Source organism: Pantoea phosphatilytica (assembly GCF_051025615.1).
Taxonomy (GTDB): domain Bacteria; phylum Pseudomonadota; class Gammaproteobacteria; order Enterobacterales; family Enterobacteriaceae; genus Pantoea.
Window position 1 is genome coordinate 1,953,140 of record NZ_JBPFDF010000001.1, and the last position, 19,144, is coordinate 1,972,283.

The 19,144-nt window shown below is 58.9% G+C and carries 19 protein-coding genes; 5 read left to right on the forward strand and 14 right to left on the reverse strand.

Going from position 1 to position 19,144, the window contains the following annotated elements; translation table 11 throughout:
- Positions 1-17 precede the first annotated feature (17 nt).
- From ACR6AS_RS09395 to ACR6AS_RS09440, 10 genes are all read right to left on the reverse strand, one after another.
- Entirely contained in the window at positions 18-1,358 is a 1,341-nt protein-coding gene (locus tag ACR6AS_RS09395) for an ATP-binding protein (RefSeq protein ID WP_111139361.1), read from the reverse strand.
- Positions 1,355-2,035, reverse strand: a complete 681-nt coding sequence (locus tag ACR6AS_RS09400) for a response regulator transcription factor (RefSeq protein WP_111139360.1) — start codon at positions 2,033-2,035, stop codon at positions 1,355-1,357. The genes ACR6AS_RS09395 and ACR6AS_RS09400 overlap by 4 nt, the downstream gene beginning before the upstream one ends.
- A gap of 169 nt (positions 2,036-2,204) precedes the next feature.
- On the reverse strand, positions 2,205-3,089 hold the full coding sequence (cysM, locus tag ACR6AS_RS09405; RefSeq protein WP_111139359.1) for a cysteine synthase CysM: 885 nt from the start codon (positions 3,087-3,089) through the stop codon (positions 2,205-2,207).
- A gap of 81 nt (positions 3,090-3,170) precedes the next feature.
- Complete coding sequence (gene cysA / locus ACR6AS_RS09410; protein ID WP_111139358.1) at positions 3,171-4,259, reverse strand: sulfate/thiosulfate ABC transporter ATP-binding protein CysA; 1,089 nt, start codon at positions 4,257-4,259, stop codon at positions 3,171-3,173.
- On the reverse strand, positions 4,249-5,124 hold the full coding sequence (gene cysW, locus ACR6AS_RS09415) for a sulfate/thiosulfate ABC transporter permease CysW (protein WP_111139357.1): 876 nt from the start codon (positions 5,122-5,124) through the stop codon (positions 4,249-4,251). Before cysW ends, cysA begins: the two co-directional genes overlap by 11 nt.
- Positions 5,124-5,957, reverse strand: a complete 834-nt coding sequence (gene cysT / locus ACR6AS_RS09420) for a sulfate/thiosulfate ABC transporter permease CysT (protein ID WP_434161843.1) — start codon at positions 5,955-5,957, stop codon at positions 5,124-5,126. Before cysT ends, cysW begins: the two co-directional genes overlap by 1 nt.
- A complete protein-coding gene (locus ACR6AS_RS09425; RefSeq protein WP_418804004.1) occupies positions 5,957-6,973 on the reverse strand; it encodes a sulfate ABC transporter substrate-binding protein in 1,017 nt (338 codons plus the stop codon). Before ACR6AS_RS09425 ends, cysT begins: the two co-directional genes overlap by 1 nt.
- 246 nt (positions 6,974-7,219) lie before the next feature.
- Positions 7,220-7,837 carry an RpoE-regulated lipoprotein gene (locus ACR6AS_RS09430; protein WP_111139354.1) on the reverse strand — a complete coding sequence of 206 codons (618 nt, stop codon included), beginning with the start codon at positions 7,835-7,837 and terminating at the stop codon, positions 7,220-7,222.
- 65 nt (positions 7,838-7,902) lie between these two features.
- On the reverse strand, positions 7,903-8,370 hold the full coding sequence (locus ACR6AS_RS09435) for a DUF2919 domain-containing protein (RefSeq protein ID WP_111139353.1): 468 nt from the start codon (positions 8,368-8,370) through the stop codon (positions 7,903-7,905).
- Positions 8,360-8,785: a GNAT family acetyltransferase gene (locus ACR6AS_RS09440; protein ID WP_111139352.1), complete on the reverse strand. Its 426-nt coding sequence runs from the start codon at positions 8,783-8,785 to the stop codon at positions 8,360-8,362. The genes ACR6AS_RS09435 and ACR6AS_RS09440 overlap by 11 nt, the downstream gene beginning before the upstream one ends.
- A gap of 208 nt (positions 8,786-8,993) precedes the next feature.
- On the opposite strand from ACR6AS_RS09440, the gene amiA reads away from it, so the two are divergent.
- From amiA to ampH, 5 genes are all read left to right on the forward strand, one after another.
- Entirely contained in the window at positions 8,994-9,842 is an 849-nt protein-coding gene (gene amiA / locus ACR6AS_RS09445) for an N-acetylmuramoyl-L-alanine amidase AmiA (RefSeq protein WP_418804001.1), read from the forward strand.
- Between the two features lie 100 nt (positions 9,843-9,942).
- Positions 9,943-10,857: an oxygen-dependent coproporphyrinogen oxidase gene (hemF, locus tag ACR6AS_RS09450; protein WP_111139350.1), complete on the forward strand. Its 915-nt coding sequence runs from the start codon at positions 9,943-9,945 to the stop codon at positions 10,855-10,857.
- Positions 10,858-11,203: 346 nt separating this feature from the next.
- A complete protein-coding gene (gene tal / locus ACR6AS_RS09455; protein ID WP_111139349.1) occupies positions 11,204-12,154 on the forward strand; it encodes a transaldolase in 951 nt (316 codons plus the stop codon).
- 57 nt (positions 12,155-12,211) lie between these two features.
- Positions 12,212-14,212: a transketolase gene (gene tkt / locus ACR6AS_RS09460; protein WP_111139348.1), complete on the forward strand. Its 2,001-nt coding sequence runs from the start codon at positions 12,212-12,214 to the stop codon at positions 14,210-14,212.
- A 255-nt stretch (positions 14,213-14,467) separates the two neighbouring features.
- Positions 14,468-15,631 (forward strand): D-alanyl-D-alanine-carboxypeptidase/endopeptidase AmpH, encoded by a 1,164-nt coding sequence (gene ampH, locus ACR6AS_RS09465; protein ID WP_199559987.1) that lies wholly within the window; start codon positions 14,468-14,470, stop codon positions 15,629-15,631.
- Here ampH and ACR6AS_RS09470 read toward each other — a convergent pair.
- The 4 genes from ACR6AS_RS09470 to ansP all read right to left on the reverse strand — a co-directional run bounded on the left by ACR6AS_RS09470 (position 15,628) and on the right by ansP (position 19,089).
- Positions 15,628-16,632: a DUF1176 domain-containing protein gene (locus ACR6AS_RS09470; RefSeq protein WP_367395685.1), complete on the reverse strand. Its 1,005-nt coding sequence runs from the start codon at positions 16,630-16,632 to the stop codon at positions 15,628-15,630. The genes ampH and ACR6AS_RS09470 overlap by 4 nt on opposite strands.
- Entirely contained in the window at positions 16,595-16,771 is a 177-nt protein-coding gene (locus tag ACR6AS_RS09475) for a hypothetical protein (protein ID WP_233498973.1), read from the reverse strand. Before ACR6AS_RS09475 ends, ACR6AS_RS09470 begins: the two co-directional genes overlap by 38 nt.
- A 99-nt stretch (positions 16,772-16,870) precedes the next feature.
- Positions 16,871-17,449, reverse strand: coding sequence for a GDP-mannose pyrophosphatase NudK (gene nudK / locus ACR6AS_RS09480; RefSeq protein WP_111139345.1), 579 nt, complete (start codon positions 17,447-17,449; stop codon positions 16,871-16,873).
- A 143-nt stretch (positions 17,450-17,592) separates the two neighbouring features.
- Positions 17,593-19,089 (reverse strand): L-asparagine permease, encoded by a 1,497-nt coding sequence (gene ansP / locus ACR6AS_RS09485; protein ID WP_111139344.1) that lies wholly within the window; start codon positions 19,087-19,089, stop codon positions 17,593-17,595.
- Positions 19,090-19,144: the final 55 nt, after the last annotated feature.

A 19,144-nucleotide genomic window follows, 5' to 3' on the forward strand; every position in this document is an offset into this window, starting at 1 on the left:
CTGTACGCGCTTAAGGCTTAAGGCTGCCAGCGTGGCAGACGCAGCGTCAGCTCCAGCCCCCCTTCGGGACGATTCCGCGCCTCGACTTCCCCATGATGTGCCAGCACCACCTTACGCACGATAGCCAGCCCCAGACCATACCCCTTCCCCATCAGCGGAGAGTTAACCCGGACAAAGGGGTCAAAGATGCTGGAGAGTTTCTCCTCATCCACGCCCGGGCCCTGATCGCGCACCTGAATCGCCAGCCACTGCTGATCCGTGCGCAGATGCACGTCGATACGCTGCCCCGGCAGGGAGAAGCGGAGCGCGTTGCGCAGCACATTCTCGGTGGCGCGCCGTATCAGCTCCGCGTTACCGCGAACGGTGTAATCCGCCCGATCGTCCACCTGCAGCACCACCTGCACGCCAGGGATCTGCGCTTCATAGCGCACGTCGGCGATTACGGCCTCAAGCAGGCCGGTAAGATCGAAATATTGCTCATCCGGGATGCTTTCATGCCCGGCTCGTGACAGCGTCAGCAGCTCACCGATCATCTTATCCAGCCGGCGCGCCTCTTCATCAATGCGATCGAGTGAACTGCTGACATTTTCGGGCGTCTGGCGTGCCAGTCCGGTTGCCAGCTGCAGCCGCGCCAGCGGTGAACGCAGCTCATGAGAGATGTCGTGCAGCAGCTCTTCACGGGCGCGCACCAGGGTATCCAGCCGTTCGACCATTGCATCAAAAGCTTGCGCAACGGTAGAGAGTTCGTCGCGGCGTTTACGCATGGCCGGAAATAGCCGGACGCGCAGATCCCCCTCTGCGACCCGGGAAAAGCCTTCCCGCAGCTGACGCAGGGGGCACGTCAGGTTCCAGGCCAGCAGCAGACTGAAGAGCAGTCCCACTGAGCCGGCAAAGATAAACATCGGTTCCGGGATGTTCAGGAACCGGCGTGGCATCCTGTTCATGATGCTGTCTTTGCGCATGCCATCCAGGTCATAGCGCAGCTGATAGGCGTTGCCATCCGCGCCCTGCACCTGGCGCACCACCTCTTCAGGAAAACGTCCACGGATATCCTGATTGACGCGATTCTCAGCGGGCAACGGTTGTGCCTGCCGGGTGACGTGGAAGAACTGCCGGTCACTCTCATTCCAGTCCGACAGCATCACATTCAGCGCCTCAGGACCGTTGCGCTCCAGCACCGACGCGGCAGAGGTCATCTGCAGATCGACAATGCGCCGAATCGCCACGATTTCAGGCGGCTCATGCCGTTTACCCGAAAGCGTAAAACCGAGCCAGATAAGCTGGCTCATGATGACGAACACGATCCAGAAGCCGATGAAGATCTTCCAGAACATGCGTCCCCGGTAACTCTGCTTCATCGGATGCGGTAGCCGATGCTGCGAACGGTTTCGATATTAATGCTGTCTGCCGTCAGCGCACTGAGCTTCTGGCGGATATTGCTGATATGCACATCAACACTGCGATCATAAGCTTCGCGCGGGCGCCCCAGCCCCTTTTCTGAAAGCTCATCTTTAGAGACCACTCTGTCCGGTGCACGCAGCAGCAGATCAAGCAGGTTAAATTCCGAGGCGGTCAGGTCAAACGGCGTACCCTGCCACTCACTGATGCGGGTCGCGGGATTGAGCGTAAGCTCGCCCCAGCGCAGCGGCTCTTTCGACTCGGGTTGCAGCGGCTGCTCTTCGAAACGGCGTAATACTGCACGCAGACGCGCTACCAGTTCGCGTGGATAACAGGGCTTAGGCATATAGTCATCCGCCCCCATCTCCAGACCGATGACCCGATCAATGTTGTCGCCCTTCGCGGTCAGCATAATCACCGGTATCCGGCTTTTCTGACGCACCTGACGCAACACATCGATGCCGCTCATATCGGGCAGCATGATATCCAGAATCAGGGCGGTGAACGCCCCCGAAAGCGCCCCCTCTATTCCGGCGCTGCCAGTCAGAACCAGCTGGGCATCGAACCCTTCGGCAATCAGGTACTGGCTTAACATCGTGCCTAACTCAACATCATCATCAACGAGCAAAATTTTCATTGTTATCTCTCAGCAGAACTGGCGCTATTTTGTCCTGTAGCCGGCGTTCACGCAGCCTGTTTTACGCGATCCTTACAGATTCATTATCCCCGCAGCAGGCGATTCTGGCCAAAAAAAAGACCTGTGGGCGATGCACGCGCGCACAGATCTGATACCGTCTCAGTGAAGATTACTGATGATAAAGCCCGGTAGAGAGATAACGATCGCCGCGATCGCAGGCGATCGCCACCACCACGCTGCCCGGATTGGCCTGCGCAATACGCAGCGCCCCCGCGACCGCACCGCCTGAACTGACGCCGCAGAAAATCCCCTCGCGTCGTGCCAGCTCCCGCATCGTCTCTTCCGCTTCTTTCTGCGTCATATCCATCACATCATCCACCAGATCGGGCCGGTAGATCCCCGGCAGATAGGCCAGCGGCCAGCGCCGGATGCCGGGAATGCTGCTGCCTTCACTGGGCTGCAGACCGATCACCTGCACACCGCTGTTCTGCTCTTTGAGATAGCGTCCGACGCCGGTGATGGTGCCGGTGGTCCCCATGCTGGAGACAAAATGGGTCATGCGCTGGTTCGACTGCTGCCACAACTCCGGGCCGGTAGTCTGATAGTGGCCCAGCGGGTTGTCGGGATTGTTAAACTGATCCAGCACCCGGCCTTCACCGCGTGCGGCCATCGCCTGCGCCAGATCGCGGGCGCCTTCCATGCCCTGCTCCCGTGGCACCAGAATCAGCTCTGCGCCGTAGGCCCGCATCGCATCCTGCCGTTCCTGACTCATGTTGTCCGGCATCAGCAGACGCAGACGGTAGCCTTTCATGGCCGCGATCATCGCCAGCGCGATGCCGGTGTTGCCACTGGTGGCTTCGATCAGCTGGTCGCCGGGTGAAATCTCCCCGCGCAGTTCCGCCTGATGGATCATCGACCAGGCCGCGCGATCTTTCACCGAACCGGCCGGATTATTGCCCTCCAGCTTGAGCCAGACCTCACTGCCGTTGGCGGGCGTCAGGCGCTGCAATTTGATCAGCGGCGTATTGCCGATGGTGTTCTCAAGAGTCGTCACGGTGTGGTTCCTGGCCTGTTACAAACGAGAGGCGAAAAAAAGGCGGGAGTGAGACTCCCGCCCGCTGTTGAGGTGAAAATATCAGGCGCTCTGCGCAAAGGCAACTGCGCGCAGCGGCTTATCGCCCTTGTAGAGGCGCGCCTGCTGTAATCCCACAAACAGACGCTCACCGCGAATCGGGGCCGTCTGCTCGCCTTCAAACACCAGCGAGAACGGCTCGCTCTGCCAGCCCGCAGGCTGAACCACCAGCTGCCAGAAGTGGCCGCGCGGGCTGACTTCCAGCACCTGAACCGGCAGTGGCGTTTCCAGGCTGCTGCGGCGCGACACGTCGATCTCCCACGGACGCAGGAACAGCTCCACCGCGCCCTGATGGGCAGAGGTGTAGCCCAGCGGCCAGTGGTGCGCGCCGACGTGGAACTGCGATCCCTGGATCTCGCCATCAAAGCGATTCACTTCGCCCAGGAACTCCAGCACAAAACGGGTCGCCGGTTCACGCCACACATCGTCTGGCGTACCGACCTGCTCAATGTTGCCCTGACTCATCACCACCACGCGATCGGCGACTTCCATCGCCTCTTCCTGGTCGTGGGTCACGAACACGCTGGTAAATTTCAGCTCTTCGTGCAGCTCGCGCAGCCAGCGGCGCAGCTCTTTTCGCACCTGTGCATCCAGCGCACCGAAAGGTTCATCCAGCAGCAGGATCTGCGGCTCCACCGCTAACGCACGCGCCAGCGCCACTCGCTGTTTCTGACCGCCCGAAAGCTGCGCCGGAAAACGGTTCGCCAGATGGCCCAGTTGCACCATCTCCAGCAGACGGGTGACACGCTGCCGGATCTCCGCCGTGGAAGGGCGCTCACGGCGTGGCAGAACGGTCAGACCAAATGCGATGTTGTCGAAGACGGTCATATGACGGAATAGCGCATAGTGCTGGAACACAAAGCCGACCTGGCGATCGCGCGCATGCAGGCGGCTGACATCGTTACCATGGAAGCGGATCTGGCCGCTGTTCTGATGCTCCAGCCCGGCAATAATGCGCAGCAGCGTGGTTTTACCCGAGCCTGATGGACCAAGCAGCGCCACCATTTCACCCGAGGCAATATCCAGAGAGATATCGTTCAGCACCGAGGTGCGACCAAAGGATTTGTTGATCTTGTTAATCTCAATGCTCATGATTTCCCTCCTGTTGCAGACGTTTGTGCTGCTGCTCTAAGCGCCACTGCAGAATGCTTTTCAGAAACAGCGTCACAATTGCCATCAGGGTCAGCAGCGCGGCCGCTGTAAAGGCGCCCACCGTGTTGTAGTCCTGATGCAATAATTCAACCTGAAGCGGTAACGTATAGGTCTCACCGCGAATCGATCCCGAGACCACCGAGACCGCACCAAACTCACCAATCGCACGGGCATTAGTCAGCACGATGCCGTACAGCAGCGCCCAGCGAATGTTCGGCAGCGTCACACGACGGAACATCTGCCAGCCGGAAGCGCCCAACAGCACCGCCGCTTCATCTTCATGACTGCCCTGGCTCAGCATCACCGGCACCAGCTCGCGAACGACGAACGGACAGGTCACAAACACCGTCGCCAGTACCATGCCCGGCCAGGCAAACATAATCTGAATATTGTGGGCATCCAGCCAGCCGCCCGCCGGGCCGTTGACGCCCCAGAACAGCAGATACATCAGACCAGCCACCACCGGCGACACGGCAAAAGGAATATCGAACAGGGTCAGCAGCAGCTGGCGTCCCGGGAAGGTAAAGCGCGTCACCAGCCAGGCCAGCAGCGTGCCGAACACCAGGTTAACCGGTACGGTGATCAGCGCCACCATTACCGTCAGCCAGATCGCGTGCAGCATGTCCGGGTCGGAGAGATTGCTCAGGGCCGCAATCAGCCCGTGATTCAGCGCTTCCCAGAAGATGGAGATCATCGGCACCACCAGCAGCAGAATCGAGACCAGCGCCCCGATGCCAATCAGCAGCCATTTGCTCCAGTTCACCGGCTGACGCGCCGCGTGATTGAGTTGCGAAACCTCAGCCATTAGTGACCTCCCAGACGACGGCCAAAGCGGCTCTGTAATGTGTTAATAGCGAACAACAGAATCAGCGAGGCCAGCAGGATAACCGACGCGATGGCGCTGGCCGCCGGATAGTCAAACTCCTGCAGACGGACAAAAATCATCAGCGAGGTCACTTCCGTTTTCCAGGCAATGTTGCCCGCAATAAAGATGACCGCACCGAACTCGCCCAGGCTGCGGGTAAACGAGAGCGCCGTGCCCGCCAGCAGCGCCGGCGCCACTTCCGGCAGCACGACGCGGCGGAAACTCTGCCACGGCGTCGCGCCCAGGGTTTCGGCCGCCTCTTCATACTCCGGGCCTAACTCTTCCAGCACCGGCTGTACGGTACGCACCACAAACGGGATGCTGGTAAAGGCCATTGCAATGGCGATACCGATCCAGGTGTAGGAGATTTTGATGTCGAAATGGGCTAACCACTGTCCGTACCAGCCGCTGACGGAGAAGAGGCCGGCCAGCGTCAGACCCGCGACTGCGGTCGGCAGCGCAAACGGCAGATCCATCAGGCCATCCAGCAGCGCGCGGCCCGGGAAGCGATAACGGGTCAGGATCCACGCCATCAGCATGCCGAACACCGCATTAAACAGAGAGGCGACGCCAGCCGAGAGCAGCGTGACTTTATAGGCCGCTACCAGCTGCGGATTGGTCACCACATCCCAGTACTGCTGCAGCGTCATCTGCGACAGCTGCATGATGACGGCGCTGATCGGCAGCAGCAGAATCAGACAGGTAAAGAGCAGGCTGGTGCCAAGGCTGAGGCCAAAACCAGGCAGAACACGTTTATGGCTGGCTGCAAACATTATCCGCGCCCCGCCGCTAAGAGTTGATCAAGCTCGCCACCGCTGGCGAAATGGGTCTTCATCACGTTATCCCAGCCGCCAAACGCCTCTTCTACCCGGAACAGCGTCGTCTGCGGAAAGCGATCTTTCTGCGCCGACATCAGCTGAGGGTTGTTCACGCGGTAGTAATACCGGGTGATGATATTCTGCGCTTCAGGCGTGTAGAGGTAGTTCAGATAGGCACTGGCGGCGTCTTTGGTGTTATTAAGGGCAATGTTCTTGTCCACCCAGGCAACCGGAAACTCCGCCAGAATATCGGTTTTTGGCACGATGACTTCATATTCATCTTTGCCGTACTGGTTGCGGATGTTGTTCACTTCCGACTCAAAGCTAATCAGCACGTCACCCAGTCCGCGCTCGGCAAAGGTTGTGGTCGCGCCGCGGCCGCCGGTGTCGAACACTTCCACGTTCTTAAGGAACTGCGTCATAAAGGCCCGGGTCTTAGCCTTGTCGCCACCGTCCGCCTTATCTGCTGCGCCCCAGGCGGCCAGATAGGTATAGCGGCCATTGCCGGAGGTTTTCGGATTGGGGAAAATCAGCTTCACATCGCTGCGGGTTAAATCGGACCAGTCGTGAATCTGTTTAGGATTTCCTTTGCGCACCAGAAACGCCATGGTGGAGTAGAAAGGCGAGCTGTTGTTCGGCAGACGGCTTTTCCAGTCTGCGGCGATCAGGTTGCCTTTATCGTGCAGCACCTGCACGTCCGTGACCTGATTATAGGTCACTACATCCGCACGCAGTCCCTGCAGAATCGCCAGCGCCTGCTTCGATGAACCGGCATGTGACATCTTAATGGTCAGCGGATCGGCCGGATGCGCGGCATCCCACTGTTTAACGAAGGGGGCATTCAGGGCAACAAACAGCTCCCGCGACACATCGTAAGAGCTGTTAAGGAGTTCAGTGGCGTTGACTGCGCCAGCCAGGCTCAGCGACAACGCGATACCGCTCACGATTTTATTCATCGCTTGTAATGTCATTTGGCACCCTGAAAAAGTTTGATGCGGATCTCGCCCGCTGATGCATCAGTTTATTTATAACTCCGTGAAAACGAGTAACGGTTTTATATATCGTTTGATGATTTCAAAGTCGAAAAAAGCATAAGACGGCGGCAGAGTTTATGCTGAATTCAGCAAAAGCCGATGGGGATGATAAGCGGTGTGCGGAGCGGGATGGGGCGTGCGTCAGCGGCCGCCTCGCGGGCGGCACGCTGACAGGGCGGGCACTTAACGCTGCCAGATAATCTTGCTGATTTTCCAGCTTTTCAGCGTATCGTCAGAAGGCATCAGTCCCTCTGGGCCATGCCAGTCGCCGTGATAAAGATAGGTCAGATGCTGACTGCCCGGCGCACGACAGGCCACGTCACGCGCATCGGCGCCGCTGGCCAGGGTGCAGTTGTTGAAGGCTTTCGTGAACCTGTCGCTGAAGGCGTCACCCACTTTGCTGCCGTCGTGGCTGACAATCGCACTGTCCATCACCTCAATGCGCTCGACCTGCGACTGCCCTTCTATCACCAGCCTGACCCTGCCATCACGGAGCGCCTGCCAGAAAGAGACCACCTGGCCATTCTGGCTGCGCATCCCCTGACGCAGCGTATAGTCACCGTTCAGCCCGGCGTTAATCGCCTCCTCTTTCATGGCGGTCGAGGCCGTGAGGCCGCCCACACCCTGTTCAGTCGCGGTTAACGTGCCACCAAACCAGTTCCACGGCAGCGCCGAGGACCAGTGATAACTGAGCGGATTCCACCAGCTTACCTGTTGGCTGCTGTCTGTGCCGGAACCCGAACTGGCACAGCCGCTCAACACCACAGCGGCGAGCAGTAACGTGGAACGAACAGCTTTCATGAAAACTCCTGTTAATACGAGGCCGGAAAGGCGGAACTGATTGGAGTCGCAAAGCGCCAAAAAGTTTAATTAAGATGATGTTCGGGCAGAAAGCAGTCGCGGCAGCGCTGGCTGAAATGCAGCCAGAGCAGCGCCAGCAGGTCGAACAGCGTCAGCATCAGGGGCAGCGGTGAACTCAGCAGGTCGCCCTGAATAAACTGCATGGTCTGCCAGATCAGGTTCACCAGCAGCGACAGCGAGAGCACGCTGCGCCAGTGCTGCCAGAATCGCGGCAGGCGCAGACGATAGCCGGTCAGCAGCAGCCCGACCAGCGCCGGCAGGCCCAGCGCCAGGCCAATCCAGAACGCCTGACGATCCGGATAAAAGAGCGCCAGCAGATCGTTGCCCTGCTGACGCGAGGCACCGGCCATCACCAGCAGCAGCCATGTCCGCGCCTGAAGCAACAGGATCAGCCAGAAAAGAAACGGCAGCCGCAGCTGCCCTCTCGCATCATATTCGTCCGGCAGATAGCGCGGCGACGGTTTAGTACTCACGATCTTCGATCAGGCGTTTGCCAAACAGCAGCGCGTCCACCGGTTCGTAATCGAGCTTCTCGTAGAACGCCACAACCTGATCGTTCTCTTCGCGGATCATCAGGTGCAGTTTCGGACAGCCACGCGCAATCAGCTTCTTCTCCAGACGGTTCATCAGGGCATTGGCAAAGCCGCGTCCCTGATAGTCAGGATGCACGGCCAGATAATAGGCCGCACCGCGATGACCATCGTACCCCCCCATCAGCGTGCCCACGACCACCCCGCCCACTTCCGCAACCAGAAAGAGATCGGGGTCGTGCTGCATTTTGCGTTCGATATCCAGCTCCGGATCGTTCCATGGCCGTAACAAATCGCAACGTTCCCACAAGGTGATCACTTCTTCAAAATCTTCCTGGCGGAAGGCGCGGATTTCCATCTTCTTTACCTGTAAATAAGCACAATTTGCTGATTATCACGCATTCTCTGCTGCACGCAACCCTGGTCTGAGTGGCGGCAAATAAAAAAGCGCAAATTTTCTGTTTGCGGCCTGCAATACAAAGTAATGCCCTGAAATGGTTCTGTGATCGCAGGCAGCGGAGCCTTAGGCTATAACACCGGCAGGATTTTTGTTACCGGACCCGCACATGCATCTGCTTAAACGTTTGATTCACCGTCGTCAGTTACTGCTTTCCGGGCTGGCGCTGGCCATTTTATCGCCGCGCGCGGTTCAGGCCAGAGAGCAGTCGGCTCTTACAGAGAACCCGCGTCATCCGCGCCCGGCACCACCGACTAAAAACGGTAAGCGCATCGTGATGATCGATCCCGGTCACGGCGGCATCGATTCGGGTGCCGTTGGCGAAGAGGGATCGGAAGAGAAGCACATCGTGCTGGAGATTGCCGGTAATGTGAAACGCCAGCTTCAGAGCCATCCACGCATCGAAGTGCGACTGACCCGCGACAGCGACCACTTTATTCCGCTCTATCAGCGGGTGGAGATCGCCCATCAGCACGGCGCGCATCTGTTTATGTCCATCCACGCCGACGGTTTTACCAGCCCTGAGGCCAGTGGCGCCTCTGTGTTTGCGCTCTCCAATCGCGGAGCCAGCAGCTCGATGGCGCGCTACCTCTCTCAGCGCGAGAATGATGCGGACAAAGTGGGCGGCGTGAAAGCGCAGCAGCAGGATCACTATCTGCAGCAGATTCTGTTCGACCTGGTGCAGACCGACACCATCAGGAACAGCCTGACGCTGGGCAAGCATGTGCTGGATCAGATCCGTCCGGTGCATCATCTCCACAGCCAGCATACGGAGCAGGCGGCCTTCGCGGTGCTGAAGTCACCGTCGATTCCGTCGGTGCTGGTCGAAACCTCCTTTATTACCAATCCGCGCGAAGAGCAACTGCTCGGCACCACCGCATTTCGCCAGAAAATCGCCTCTGCGATTGCCAGCGGCATCGTTAACTACTTTGATGAGTTTGACCGGCGCAATGCCTGATGCGACGGGCCGGTTTGCGCCCTGCCGCGCGCCACACTCATGCAAGCGGCGCGGTTTGGCGTATAATCGCGTCAGACTTTGACAAACGATAAGCGAAAAGATGGCTGATATTTCCCGCGTAAAAGCGTTCCTGCTCGCCCTGCAGGATGAGATCTGTAACCAGCTGGCGGCTGAAGATGGCGGTGCGCAGTTTGCCGAGGATAGCTGGCAGCGTCCCGGCGGCGGCGGCGGTCAGAGCCGCGTTCTGCGCAACGGTGCCGTATTTGAGCAGGCAGGCGTAAACTTTTCCCATGTGCACGGCGATCAGATGCCCGCCTCGGCGACGGCACACCGTCCCGAACTGGCGGGTCGCAGCTTTGAAGCGATGGGCGTGTCGCTGGTGATCCACCCGAACAACCCTTACGTGCCCACCAGCCACGCCAACGTGCGCTTTTTTATCGCCGAGAAACCAGGAGCCGATCCGGTGTGGTGGTTTGGCGGCGGCTTTGATCTGACGCCCTTCTACGGCTTCGAAGAAGATGCGCTGCACTGGCATCAGACGGCCGCCGATCTCTGCCAGCCGTTTGGCGAGGATGTCTATCCGCGCTATAAAAAGTGGTGCGACGACTACTTCTATCTGAAACACCGGGATGAGCAGCGCGGCATCGGCGGTCTGTTCTTCGACGATCTCAATACGCCCGACTTTGAGCAGAGCTTCAGCTTTATGCAGGCGGTGGGCCGTGGTTTCATCGACGCCTACCGGCCGATTGTGGCGCGCCGCAAAGATCACCCGTTTGGCGAGCGCGAGCGCCAGTTCCAGCTCTATCGCCGTGGCCGCTATGTCGAGTTCAATCTGGTCTGGGACCGCGGCACGCTGTTTGGTCTGCAGACCGGTGGCCGTACGGAGTCGATCCTGATGTCGATGCCGCCGCTGGTGCGCTGGGAATATGATTATCAGCCCGAGCCGGGCTCGCCGGAAGCCGCCCTCTATCGCGATTTCCTGCCGGTGAAAAACTGGCTCAACCTGCCCCGCTGATTGCGCCTGCCGCCGCAGCGCGGGCCTGACCCCGCGCTGCGCTTACCGCTCTCCCCTTCTGCATCTCCCGAATCACAGGGCACGGATTGCTACAGTGTTGCCTGCGTCATTTGTCCTGACTGCTATGCTTAAGGATGGAATATGGCGCACCCCACGGTTTACACCGCATGACGGCTTCTTCGCACCGCCTCGCAGCGCAACAATCAGAGAAACCGCATTTTCATCAGAAACGCGCTGTTGCAATGTTATGGGTTCACGTTACCGGTAGCAGAATTCGCCACAGACCGGCTGCGAGGCCTGAGGTGCTCCCTGTTCGCTGTCACTTTTCTTTTCAAGGAGTTTAGAGATGAACCAGCTAGAAGCCCTAAAACAGTTCACCACCGTGGTGGCTGACAGTGGTGATATCGAATCGATTCGTCATTATCACCCGGAAGATGCCACCACCAACCCGTCACTCATTCTGAAAGCGTCCGGTCTCGAAGGGTATAAGCACCTGATGGATGATGCGATTGAGTACGCGAAAAAGCAGGGTGGCAGCAAAGAGACGCAGATCATCAACGCCAGCGACAAAGTGGCGATTAATCTCGGTATGGAGATCCTCAAAAGCATACCGGGCCGTGTTTCGACCGAAGTGGATGCGCGCCTCTCCTTCGATCGTGGCATGTGTGTGACCAAAGCAGAAAAACTGATCAGGATGTATGAAGAGCACGGCATCGACCGCTCCCGCGTGCTGATCAAGCTGGCCTCCACCTGGGAAGGCATCCGCGCGGCGGAAGAGCTGGAGAAGAACGGCATCCAGTGTAACCTGACGCTGCTTTTCTCCTTTGCTCAGGCGCGTGCCTGTGCCGAAGCGGGCGTCTATCTGATCTCGCCGTTCGTAGGCCGTATCTACGACTGGTATAACTCGCGTAAACCGATGGAACCCTACGTGGCGGATGAAGATCCGGGCGTGAAATCCGTGCGTCGTATCTACGATTACTACAAAAAGCATCGTTACAGCACCATCATCATGGGTGCCAGCTTCCGTAAAGTGGAGCAGATCATTGCGCTGGCCGGCTGCGACCGCCTGACCCTCTCACCTAACCTGCTGGAAGAGCTGCAGAACAGCGATGCGCCGCTGGAGCGCAAGCTGGAGCCCTCTACCGAAGGCTTCCATCAGCCGTCGCCGCTCTCCGAAGCGGAGTTCCGCTGGGAACATAACCAGGACCCGATGGCCGTGGAAAAACTCTCTGACGGTATTCGTCAGTTCGCCGTTGACCAGCAGAAGCTGGAAGATGTGCTTGCCGCACGCCTGTAGTCTTCATTTTAGTCGGGCGGGACTTTCCCGCCCTGATGCTTAATAAGGGAGAACTTTATGTCCTCACGCAGAGAACTGGCAAACGCGATCCGTGCACTCAGTATGGATGCGGTACAGAAGGCAAACTCCGGCCACCCCGGCGCCCCGATGGGCATGGCCGATATCGCCGAGGTGTTATGGCGCGACTTCCTTCAGCACAACCCGACCAATCCCGCCTGGCTTGACCGCGACCGCTTTATTCTCTCCAACGGCCACGGTTCGATGCTGCTCTACAGCCTGCTGCACCTGAGCGGTTACGACCTGCCGATTGAAGAGCTGAAGAATTTCCGTCAGCTGCACTCTAAAACGCCGGGTCACCCGGAGATCGGCTACACCCCCGGCGTGGAAACCACCACCGGTCCGCTGGGCCAGGGGCTGGCGAACGCAGTGGGCTTAGCGATTGCTGAACGCACCCTGGCCGCGCAGTTTAACCGTCCGGACCACGAGATCGTCGACCACCACACCTATGTGTTTATGGGCGATGGCTGTCTGATGGAGGGGATTTCGCACGAGGTCTGCTCACTGGCAGGCACCCTGGGTCTGGGCAAATTAATCGGCTTCTACGACCACAACGGCATTTCGATCGATGGTGAAACCGAAGGCTGGTTCACCGACGACACTCATAAACGCTTCGAGTCCTATAACTGGCACGTCATCGGCGATATTGACGGCCATGATGCCGACGCTATCCGGGCGGCAATCGAGGAAGCGCAGAGCGTGACCGATAAGCCGTCGCTGATTATCTGCCGCACCATTATCGGTTTCGGTTCACCGAACAAGGCCGGTAAAGAGGAGTCGCACGGTGCCGCGCTGGGTGAGGCCGAAGTCGCCCTGACGCGTAAGCAGCTTGGCTGGAACTATCCGGCGTTTGAGATCCCGGCTGAAATCTATCAGCAGTGGGATGCCAGAGCCGCCGGAGCCGAGCGCGAAAAAGCCTGGAATGAGAAATTTGCGGCCTATAAAGCGGCCCATCCTGAACTGGCGAAAGAGTATGAACGCCGCATGAACGGCGAGATGCCTTCCACCTGGGAGACTGAAGCGACCCGCTTCATTCAGGAACTGCAGGCGAATCCGCAGAAAATCGCCAGCCGTAAAGCCTCGCAGAACTCGCTGGAAGCCTACGGCAAATTACTGCCTGAATTTCTGGGCGGTTCCGCTGACCTCGCGCCGAGTAACCTTACCATCTGGTCAGGCTCTAAATCGATTAAAGAGGACCCGGCCGGTAACTATATTCACTACGGCGTCCGTGAATTCGGGATGACGGCGATTGGTAACGGCATCGCGCATCATGGCGGTTTCGTTCCGTACACCGCGACCTTCCTGATGTTCGTGGAATATGCGCGTAACGCTGCGCGTATGGCGGCGCTGATGAAGGCCCGTCAGATTCTGGTCTACACCCATGACTCCATCGGTCTGGGCGAAGATGGCCCGACGCACCAGCCGGTTGAGCAGATCGCCAGCCTGCGCCTCACGCCGAACATGAGCGTCTGGCGTCCGTGCGATCAGGTGGAAACGGCGGTGGCGTGGAAAGCGGCGATCGAACGCCATCACGGTCCGACGGCGCTGATCCTCTCCCGTCAGAATCTGCTGCAACCGGAACGTACCCCGGCGCAGATCGACAACATCAAACGCGGCGGCTATGTATTGAAGGATTGCGACGGTACGCCGGACGTGATTCTGATCGCCACCGGTTCAGAGGTGGAGATTACCCTGGGCGCGGCGGAGAAGCTCACCTCGGGCGGTCACAAGGTCCGTGTCGTCTCACTGCCGTCGACTGATCTGTTTGATGCACAGGATGCCGCGTACCGCGAATCCGTTCTGCCTTCTGGCGTGAAAGCGCGTGTGGCGGTCGAAGCGGGCATTGCCGACTACTGGTTTAAGTATGTGGGCCTGGAAGGCGCGATCGTCGGTATGACCACCTTCGGTGAATCCGCGCCAGCGAGCGATCTCTTCGCGGAGTTTGGCTTCACGGTAGAGAACATCGTCAGCCACGCTGAAGCACTTCTGAAACCTGCATAATGCACTGGCCCTTTCCGTTGCGGCGGGAAGGGCCATTTCATCTTATTGTCCGCCACCGAAAAAAATCTCCCCGCCCCCCTTCACGCCCTGCGTAAACTGATTACTATAGAACACCTGTTTAATGCTGCCTCTGCACGGCTGTGCGTCTGTTCCTGCGGTTGTTTCCCCGGGCTGACACCCTGCTGACCGGGTCTGTTCCCGCCGGGTTAAGGCAGATTTCCACTGATTCTTATAGCGAAGCCACCTCCGTTGAACATGCGCACTCCCTATTTACTGGCCCTGATAGTTTCACTGCTTCCCCTGAAAAGCATGGCGCAGGTCGCGCCCGATCCGCTGCTGGCTTCACAGATTGTCGATCGCTATGCCGAGCATATCTTCTACGGCAGTGGCGCGACCGGCATGGCGCTGGTGGCGATTGATGGCAATCAGCGGGTCTTTGCCAGCTTCGGTGAAACCCGCCCCGGCAACAACATCCGTCCGCAGAAAGATTCGCTGATTCGCATCGCCTCGCTGAGTAAGCTGATGACCAGCGAGGTGATGGTGAAGCTGGCGGAGCGCGGACAGATTCGGCTCGACGATCCCCTGAGTAAATATGCGCCGCCCGGCACCCGCGTGCCCGCCTGGAACGGCCAGCCGATTCGCCTGATTAACCTTTCGACCCACACCAGCGGACTGCCGCGTGAGCAGCCTGGCGGTAAAGCGCAGCGTCCGGTCTTTGTCTGGCCGACACGCAGCGAACGCTGGAACTGGCTGTCGCACGCGAACCTCAAAGCAGCCCCGGGCAGCAGCGCTGCTTACTCTAACCTGGGCTACGATCTGCTGGGCGATGCGCTGGCACGCGCCAGCGGCACCCCCTATCCGGCGCTGTTTCAGCAGTTAATCACCCGCCCGCTCGGCATGAAAGATACCACCTTTACGCCATCGCCAGAGCAGTGCGGCCGCCTGATGGTGGCGGAAAAAGGGGCAAGCCCCTGCAACAACACCCTGGCGGCGATTGGCAGCGGCGGCGTCTACTCTACCCCGGATGACATGGGCCGCTGGATGCAGCAGTTCCTGAACTCTTCGGTTAACCACCGCACGCCGCAGATCGACCGGTTGCAGACGCTGATCTATCGTCGCGACCAGCTGAACAAAGTGGAAGGCATGGATGTGCCGGGCAAGGCGGATGCGCTGGGTATGGGCTGGGTCTATATGGGGCCGAAAAGCGGTCGCCCTGGCATCATCCAGAAAACCGGCGGCGGCGGCGGATTCATTACCTATATGGCGATGGTGCCGCAGCATAACGTGGGCGTCTTTGTGGTGGTGACCCGCTCACCGCTGACCCGCTTTACGCCGATGAGCGACGGCGTGAATAACCTGCTGGCCGAACTGGTTGGCAACCAGTCCGGCTCCCCGATGATGGTGCAGGCGATCCGCTAACGCTGCTGTACACCGCCATCAGGCTGGCTGACCCACAGGGTTGGCCAGTCGTCACTGCTGTGCCAGGCGTCACAGGTGGACTCTTCCGCATACTCCGCTAACACAAAGCGGGTGCCATCGAACTGCCAGCGTGTGGCGCTGCCGCAATCCCCCAGCCCCCGACCCTTGACAAAGGTGTAAAGCTGACCGCTGGCCGCATCATAATCGGCGTTGATCAGCTCAAGCTGCCGATCACTGGCACCCGGTGGCGTGAACGGCAGCGTCAGCGTGATACCGCGCGCCACAAAAGGCGGGCTGCGCGTCACTTCAAATGCCAGATCGATCACGTTGTAGGCCCCCATCTCACAGCTCACCAGCAGCAGCGCGCGCTGGTCGGTCAGCGGTGCCACGCTGACCTCACGGCGCAGCGGGTCCAGCGAGCAGGCGTCGGTATTCACCCGCCAGGTGCCATAATCGATCAAGCCGCTGGTCTCTTCGCGCGTCAGTGCCGCAGGCGGCATCACGGCCGGCGGCAGAGGCGGCAGCGCAGGCGGCGGTGGAACGTCCCAGCTGGCGCGATTGCCACGCCTGACCCAGGCACTCATGCTGTTAATTCGCCCCTGTGTATCATCCATCAGTAGCAGGGCCGCTTTCATGCCCCGCAGGGAGATGAGTGCATTCGGGTCGTAGGTGAGCTGCAGGGCTTTCGCCTCCATTACCAGATCGAGAAATTCGTCGATGGCGATGGCGTTGCTGGTCGCGAGATGATGAGGTTCGACCGTCCAGTGCTTGAGGTCGGGTTTCAGACGGCGCTGATCGAGCAGCAGGTTATCTTTAAGCGGACCGCCAGGCAACGCCCCGCTGTAGGCGCTGCCGTAGTCGATTCGCAGCAACGGGCGATCGCTGACGCCCGCATGACGCGAAATCGTCATCACCAGCCCTTTGTCGCCCGGAATATTGCGTGCCACGCAAAAGGCCTCGTTGTTACAGGTGATTTGCCAGTCGTTGAATGACTTTTGCAACGGTTCCGCCTGACCAGAGGCAGCCCACAAAGATGGCAACAGCCACAGCGATTTCATCCAGTACGACATTAAGAAAATCGATCTCCGAATAGCCAGAGAGAAGAGGATAGCGCATCAATGCGCCAGGCAGAGTTCGCATTCTGTGAACCGGTGCAAAAAGCGCAGCTAACTGCTTAAAAAGCGTGCATAAAAGCATTAAGTTCTGCTGCTACTCTGCTCAGCACGATTAAAGGCCCGGTCAGGGCGTCAGCCAGCCCGCGATCAGCGCATGCTGTAACAGCATCACCGTTTTGCCGTCGCAGATCCGGCCATCGGCGACCATCGCCAGCGCCTCGGGGAAGCGCAGTTCCAGCACATCAATCGCCTCATCGTCGACGCCGCCGCCTGCGTTTTCGCGCAACGATTCGTGATATTCGGCGGCAAAGAAGTGGATCAGTTCCGTCACGCCGCCCGGCGACATGTAACAGGCATAGAGCTTCTCCACCTCGCCTACCGCATAGCCCGTCTCTTCAATCGCCTCTTTGCGGATGCAATCTTCCGGGGAGTCGTCGTCCAGCAAACCGGCACAGGCTTCGATCAGCATGCCGCCTTCGTTTCCGTTGACGTAGGTGGCGATGCGGAACTGGCGCGTCAGCACCACGCTATTCTTTTCACGGTTATAAAGCAGAATGGTCGCCCCGTTTCCGCGATCGTAAACCTCGCGTTTATGGCGGATCGGCTCACCCCGGCCATCGGTGATCTCATAGGTGTAGTTACGCAGTACAAACCAGTTTTCAGACAGGAGTTTGTCTTTGATAATGTTGATCTTAAAGGACACGATGACTCCGCTACCGCATACAGGGAGCCTATCATCATAGGGGCTGGCTGGCGGAAAAACTATCCTATTTTCACCCGCCGCGTGGCGGGCGGCGCGCATAAAAAAGGCCAGCCCGGAGGCTGGCCTGATCGCGGCAGGGCCGGTTAGCGTGAGGTGTCGTCAGCCAGCTGTGCAGGCTTCGCATCCTCTTCATGGTGATCGTGTTCTGTCGCGGCAATCGCGTTCACACGCTTACGCACTCCGAACCATCCCAGCACCAGTACCACGGCAATCAGCGGAATGGAGGCGATGGTATAGGTGCCGTTCGGGTAGTCAAACGCCATCAGTACCAGCACGCTGAACAGGAACAGCAGCGTCAGCCATGAGGTAAACGGCGCACCCGGCAGCTTGAAGCTGACATCATCCGCCTTGCCCTCTTTGATCGCTTTGCGCAGACGGAGCTGGCAAATCACGATAAAGGCCCAGGAGGAGATGATGCCCAGCGAGGCGATGTTCAGCACGATCTCAAACACCTGAGAAGGCACGTAGTAGTTCAGCACCACACCGATCACGTAGACGCAGATGGTGACCAGGATACCGGCGTAAGGCACCTGCTGACCGTTCATCTTTGACATAAATTTCGGCGCAGAACCGCCCATCGACATGGAGCGCAGGATACGTCCGGTGGAGTAGAGGCCCGAGTTAAGGCTGGAGAGCGCCGCGCTCAGCACCACAATGTTCATGATACTGCCGATGTAGGGCACGCCGAGCTTCGAGAAGAAGGTCACGAACGGACTCTGACCCGCCTGGTAGGCGTTCCACGGCAGCAGCAGCACCAGCAGAACCACAGAACCCACGTAGAACAGGCCGATACGCCAGATCACGCTGTTAATCGCTTTCGGCAGCATGGTTTTGGGATCTTTACACTCTCCCGCAGCCGTGCCCACCAGCTCGATAGAGGCAAAGGCGAATACCACACCCTGGATCAGCACCAGCGCAGGCAGCAAGCCGTGCGGGAACAGACCGCCATTATCGGTGATCAGATGGAAGCCGGTGCTGTTGCCATCCAGCGGTTTGCCAGTGCCCAGGAAGATGACACCCACCACCAGGAAGACCACAATCGCCAGCACTTTGACCAGCGCGAACCAGAACTCCATCTCGGCGAACCATTTCACACCGATCATGTTCATGGTGCCGACAATCGCCAGCGCACCCAGCGCAAAGACCCACTGCGGCACATCGCCAAACGCGCCCCAGTAGTGCATGTAGAGCGCCACAGCGGTGATGTCGACGATGCCGGTCATCGCCCAGTTGACGAAATACATCCAGCCGGCCACATAGGAGGCCTTTTCACCGAGGAACTCACGGGCATAAGAGACGAAGCTGCCACTGCTCGGACGGTGTAACACCAGTTCGCCCAGCGCACGCAGAATAAAGAAGGAGAAGATGCCACAGACCAGATAGATAATGGCTAACGCAGGGCCGGCAGCCTGTAAACGGCCCCCTGCGCCCAGGAACAAACCGGTACCGATGGCACCGCCGATCGCAATCATCTGTACGTGACGGTTACCCATCGCCTTCTGGTAACCGGCGTCATGAGAGTTGAGCCAGCGTCGTTTCGCAGCGCGCATCTCGCCTGGGGTTTTCTTTATAGATTTCATAGCATTCCTGTTTGTCCGAACCATCAGTCGTTGCTACCCCAGTGCAGGCGTAATG

What these genes read in the sequence shown, in the direction of transcription:
- cysT (WP_434161843.1), bottom strand. Translation starts at nt 5,957, where the DNA reads ATGTTTGCAGCCAGCCATAAACGTGTTCTGCCTGGTTTTGGCCTCAGC.
- amiA (WP_418804001.1), top strand. Translation starts at nt 8,994, where the DNA reads ATGCATCTGCTTAAACGTTTGATTCACCGTCGTCAGTTACTGCTTTCC.
- ACR6AS_RS09425 (WP_418804004.1), bottom strand. Translation starts at nt 6,973, where the DNA reads ATGACATTACAAGCGATGAATAAAATCGTGAGCGGTATCGCGTTGTCG.
- ACR6AS_RS09430 (WP_111139354.1), bottom strand. Translation starts at nt 7,837, where the DNA reads ATGAAAGCTGTTCGTTCCACGTTACTGCTCGCCGCTGTGGTGTTGAGC.
- tkt (WP_111139348.1), top strand. Translation starts at nt 12,212, where the DNA reads ATGTCCTCACGCAGAGAACTGGCAAACGCGATCCGTGCACTCAGTATG.
- ACR6AS_RS09475 (WP_233498973.1), bottom strand. Translation starts at nt 16,771, where the DNA reads ATGCGAACTCTGCCTGGCGCATTGATGCGCTATCCTCTTCTCTCTGGC.
- ACR6AS_RS09400 (WP_111139360.1), bottom strand. Translation starts at nt 2,035, where the DNA reads ATGAAAATTTTGCTCGTTGATGATGATGTTGAGTTAGGCACGATGTTA.
- ampH (WP_199559987.1), top strand. Translation starts at nt 14,468, where the DNA reads ATGCGCACTCCCTATTTACTGGCCCTGATAGTTTCACTGCTTCCCCTG.
- ACR6AS_RS09395 (WP_111139361.1), bottom strand. Translation starts at nt 1,358, where the DNA reads ATGAAGCAGAGTTACCGGGGACGCATGTTCTGGAAGATCTTCATCGGC.
- ansP (WP_111139344.1), bottom strand. Translation starts at nt 19,089, where the DNA reads ATGAAATCTATAAAGAAAACCCCAGGCGAGATGCGCGCTGCGAAACGA.
- tal (WP_111139349.1), top strand. Translation starts at nt 11,204, where the DNA reads ATGAACCAGCTAGAAGCCCTAAAACAGTTCACCACCGTGGTGGCTGAC.
- cysA (WP_111139358.1), bottom strand. Translation starts at nt 4,259, where the DNA reads ATGAGCATTGAGATTAACAAGATCAACAAATCCTTTGGTCGCACCTCG.
- hemF (WP_111139350.1), top strand. Translation starts at nt 9,943, where the DNA reads ATGGCTGATATTTCCCGCGTAAAAGCGTTCCTGCTCGCCCTGCAGGAT.
- ACR6AS_RS09440 (WP_111139352.1), bottom strand. Translation starts at nt 8,785, where the DNA reads ATGGAAATCCGCGCCTTCCGCCAGGAAGATTTTGAAGAAGTGATCACC.
- cysW (WP_111139357.1), bottom strand. Translation starts at nt 5,124, where the DNA reads ATGGCTGAGGTTTCGCAACTCAATCACGCGGCGCGTCAGCCGGTGAAC.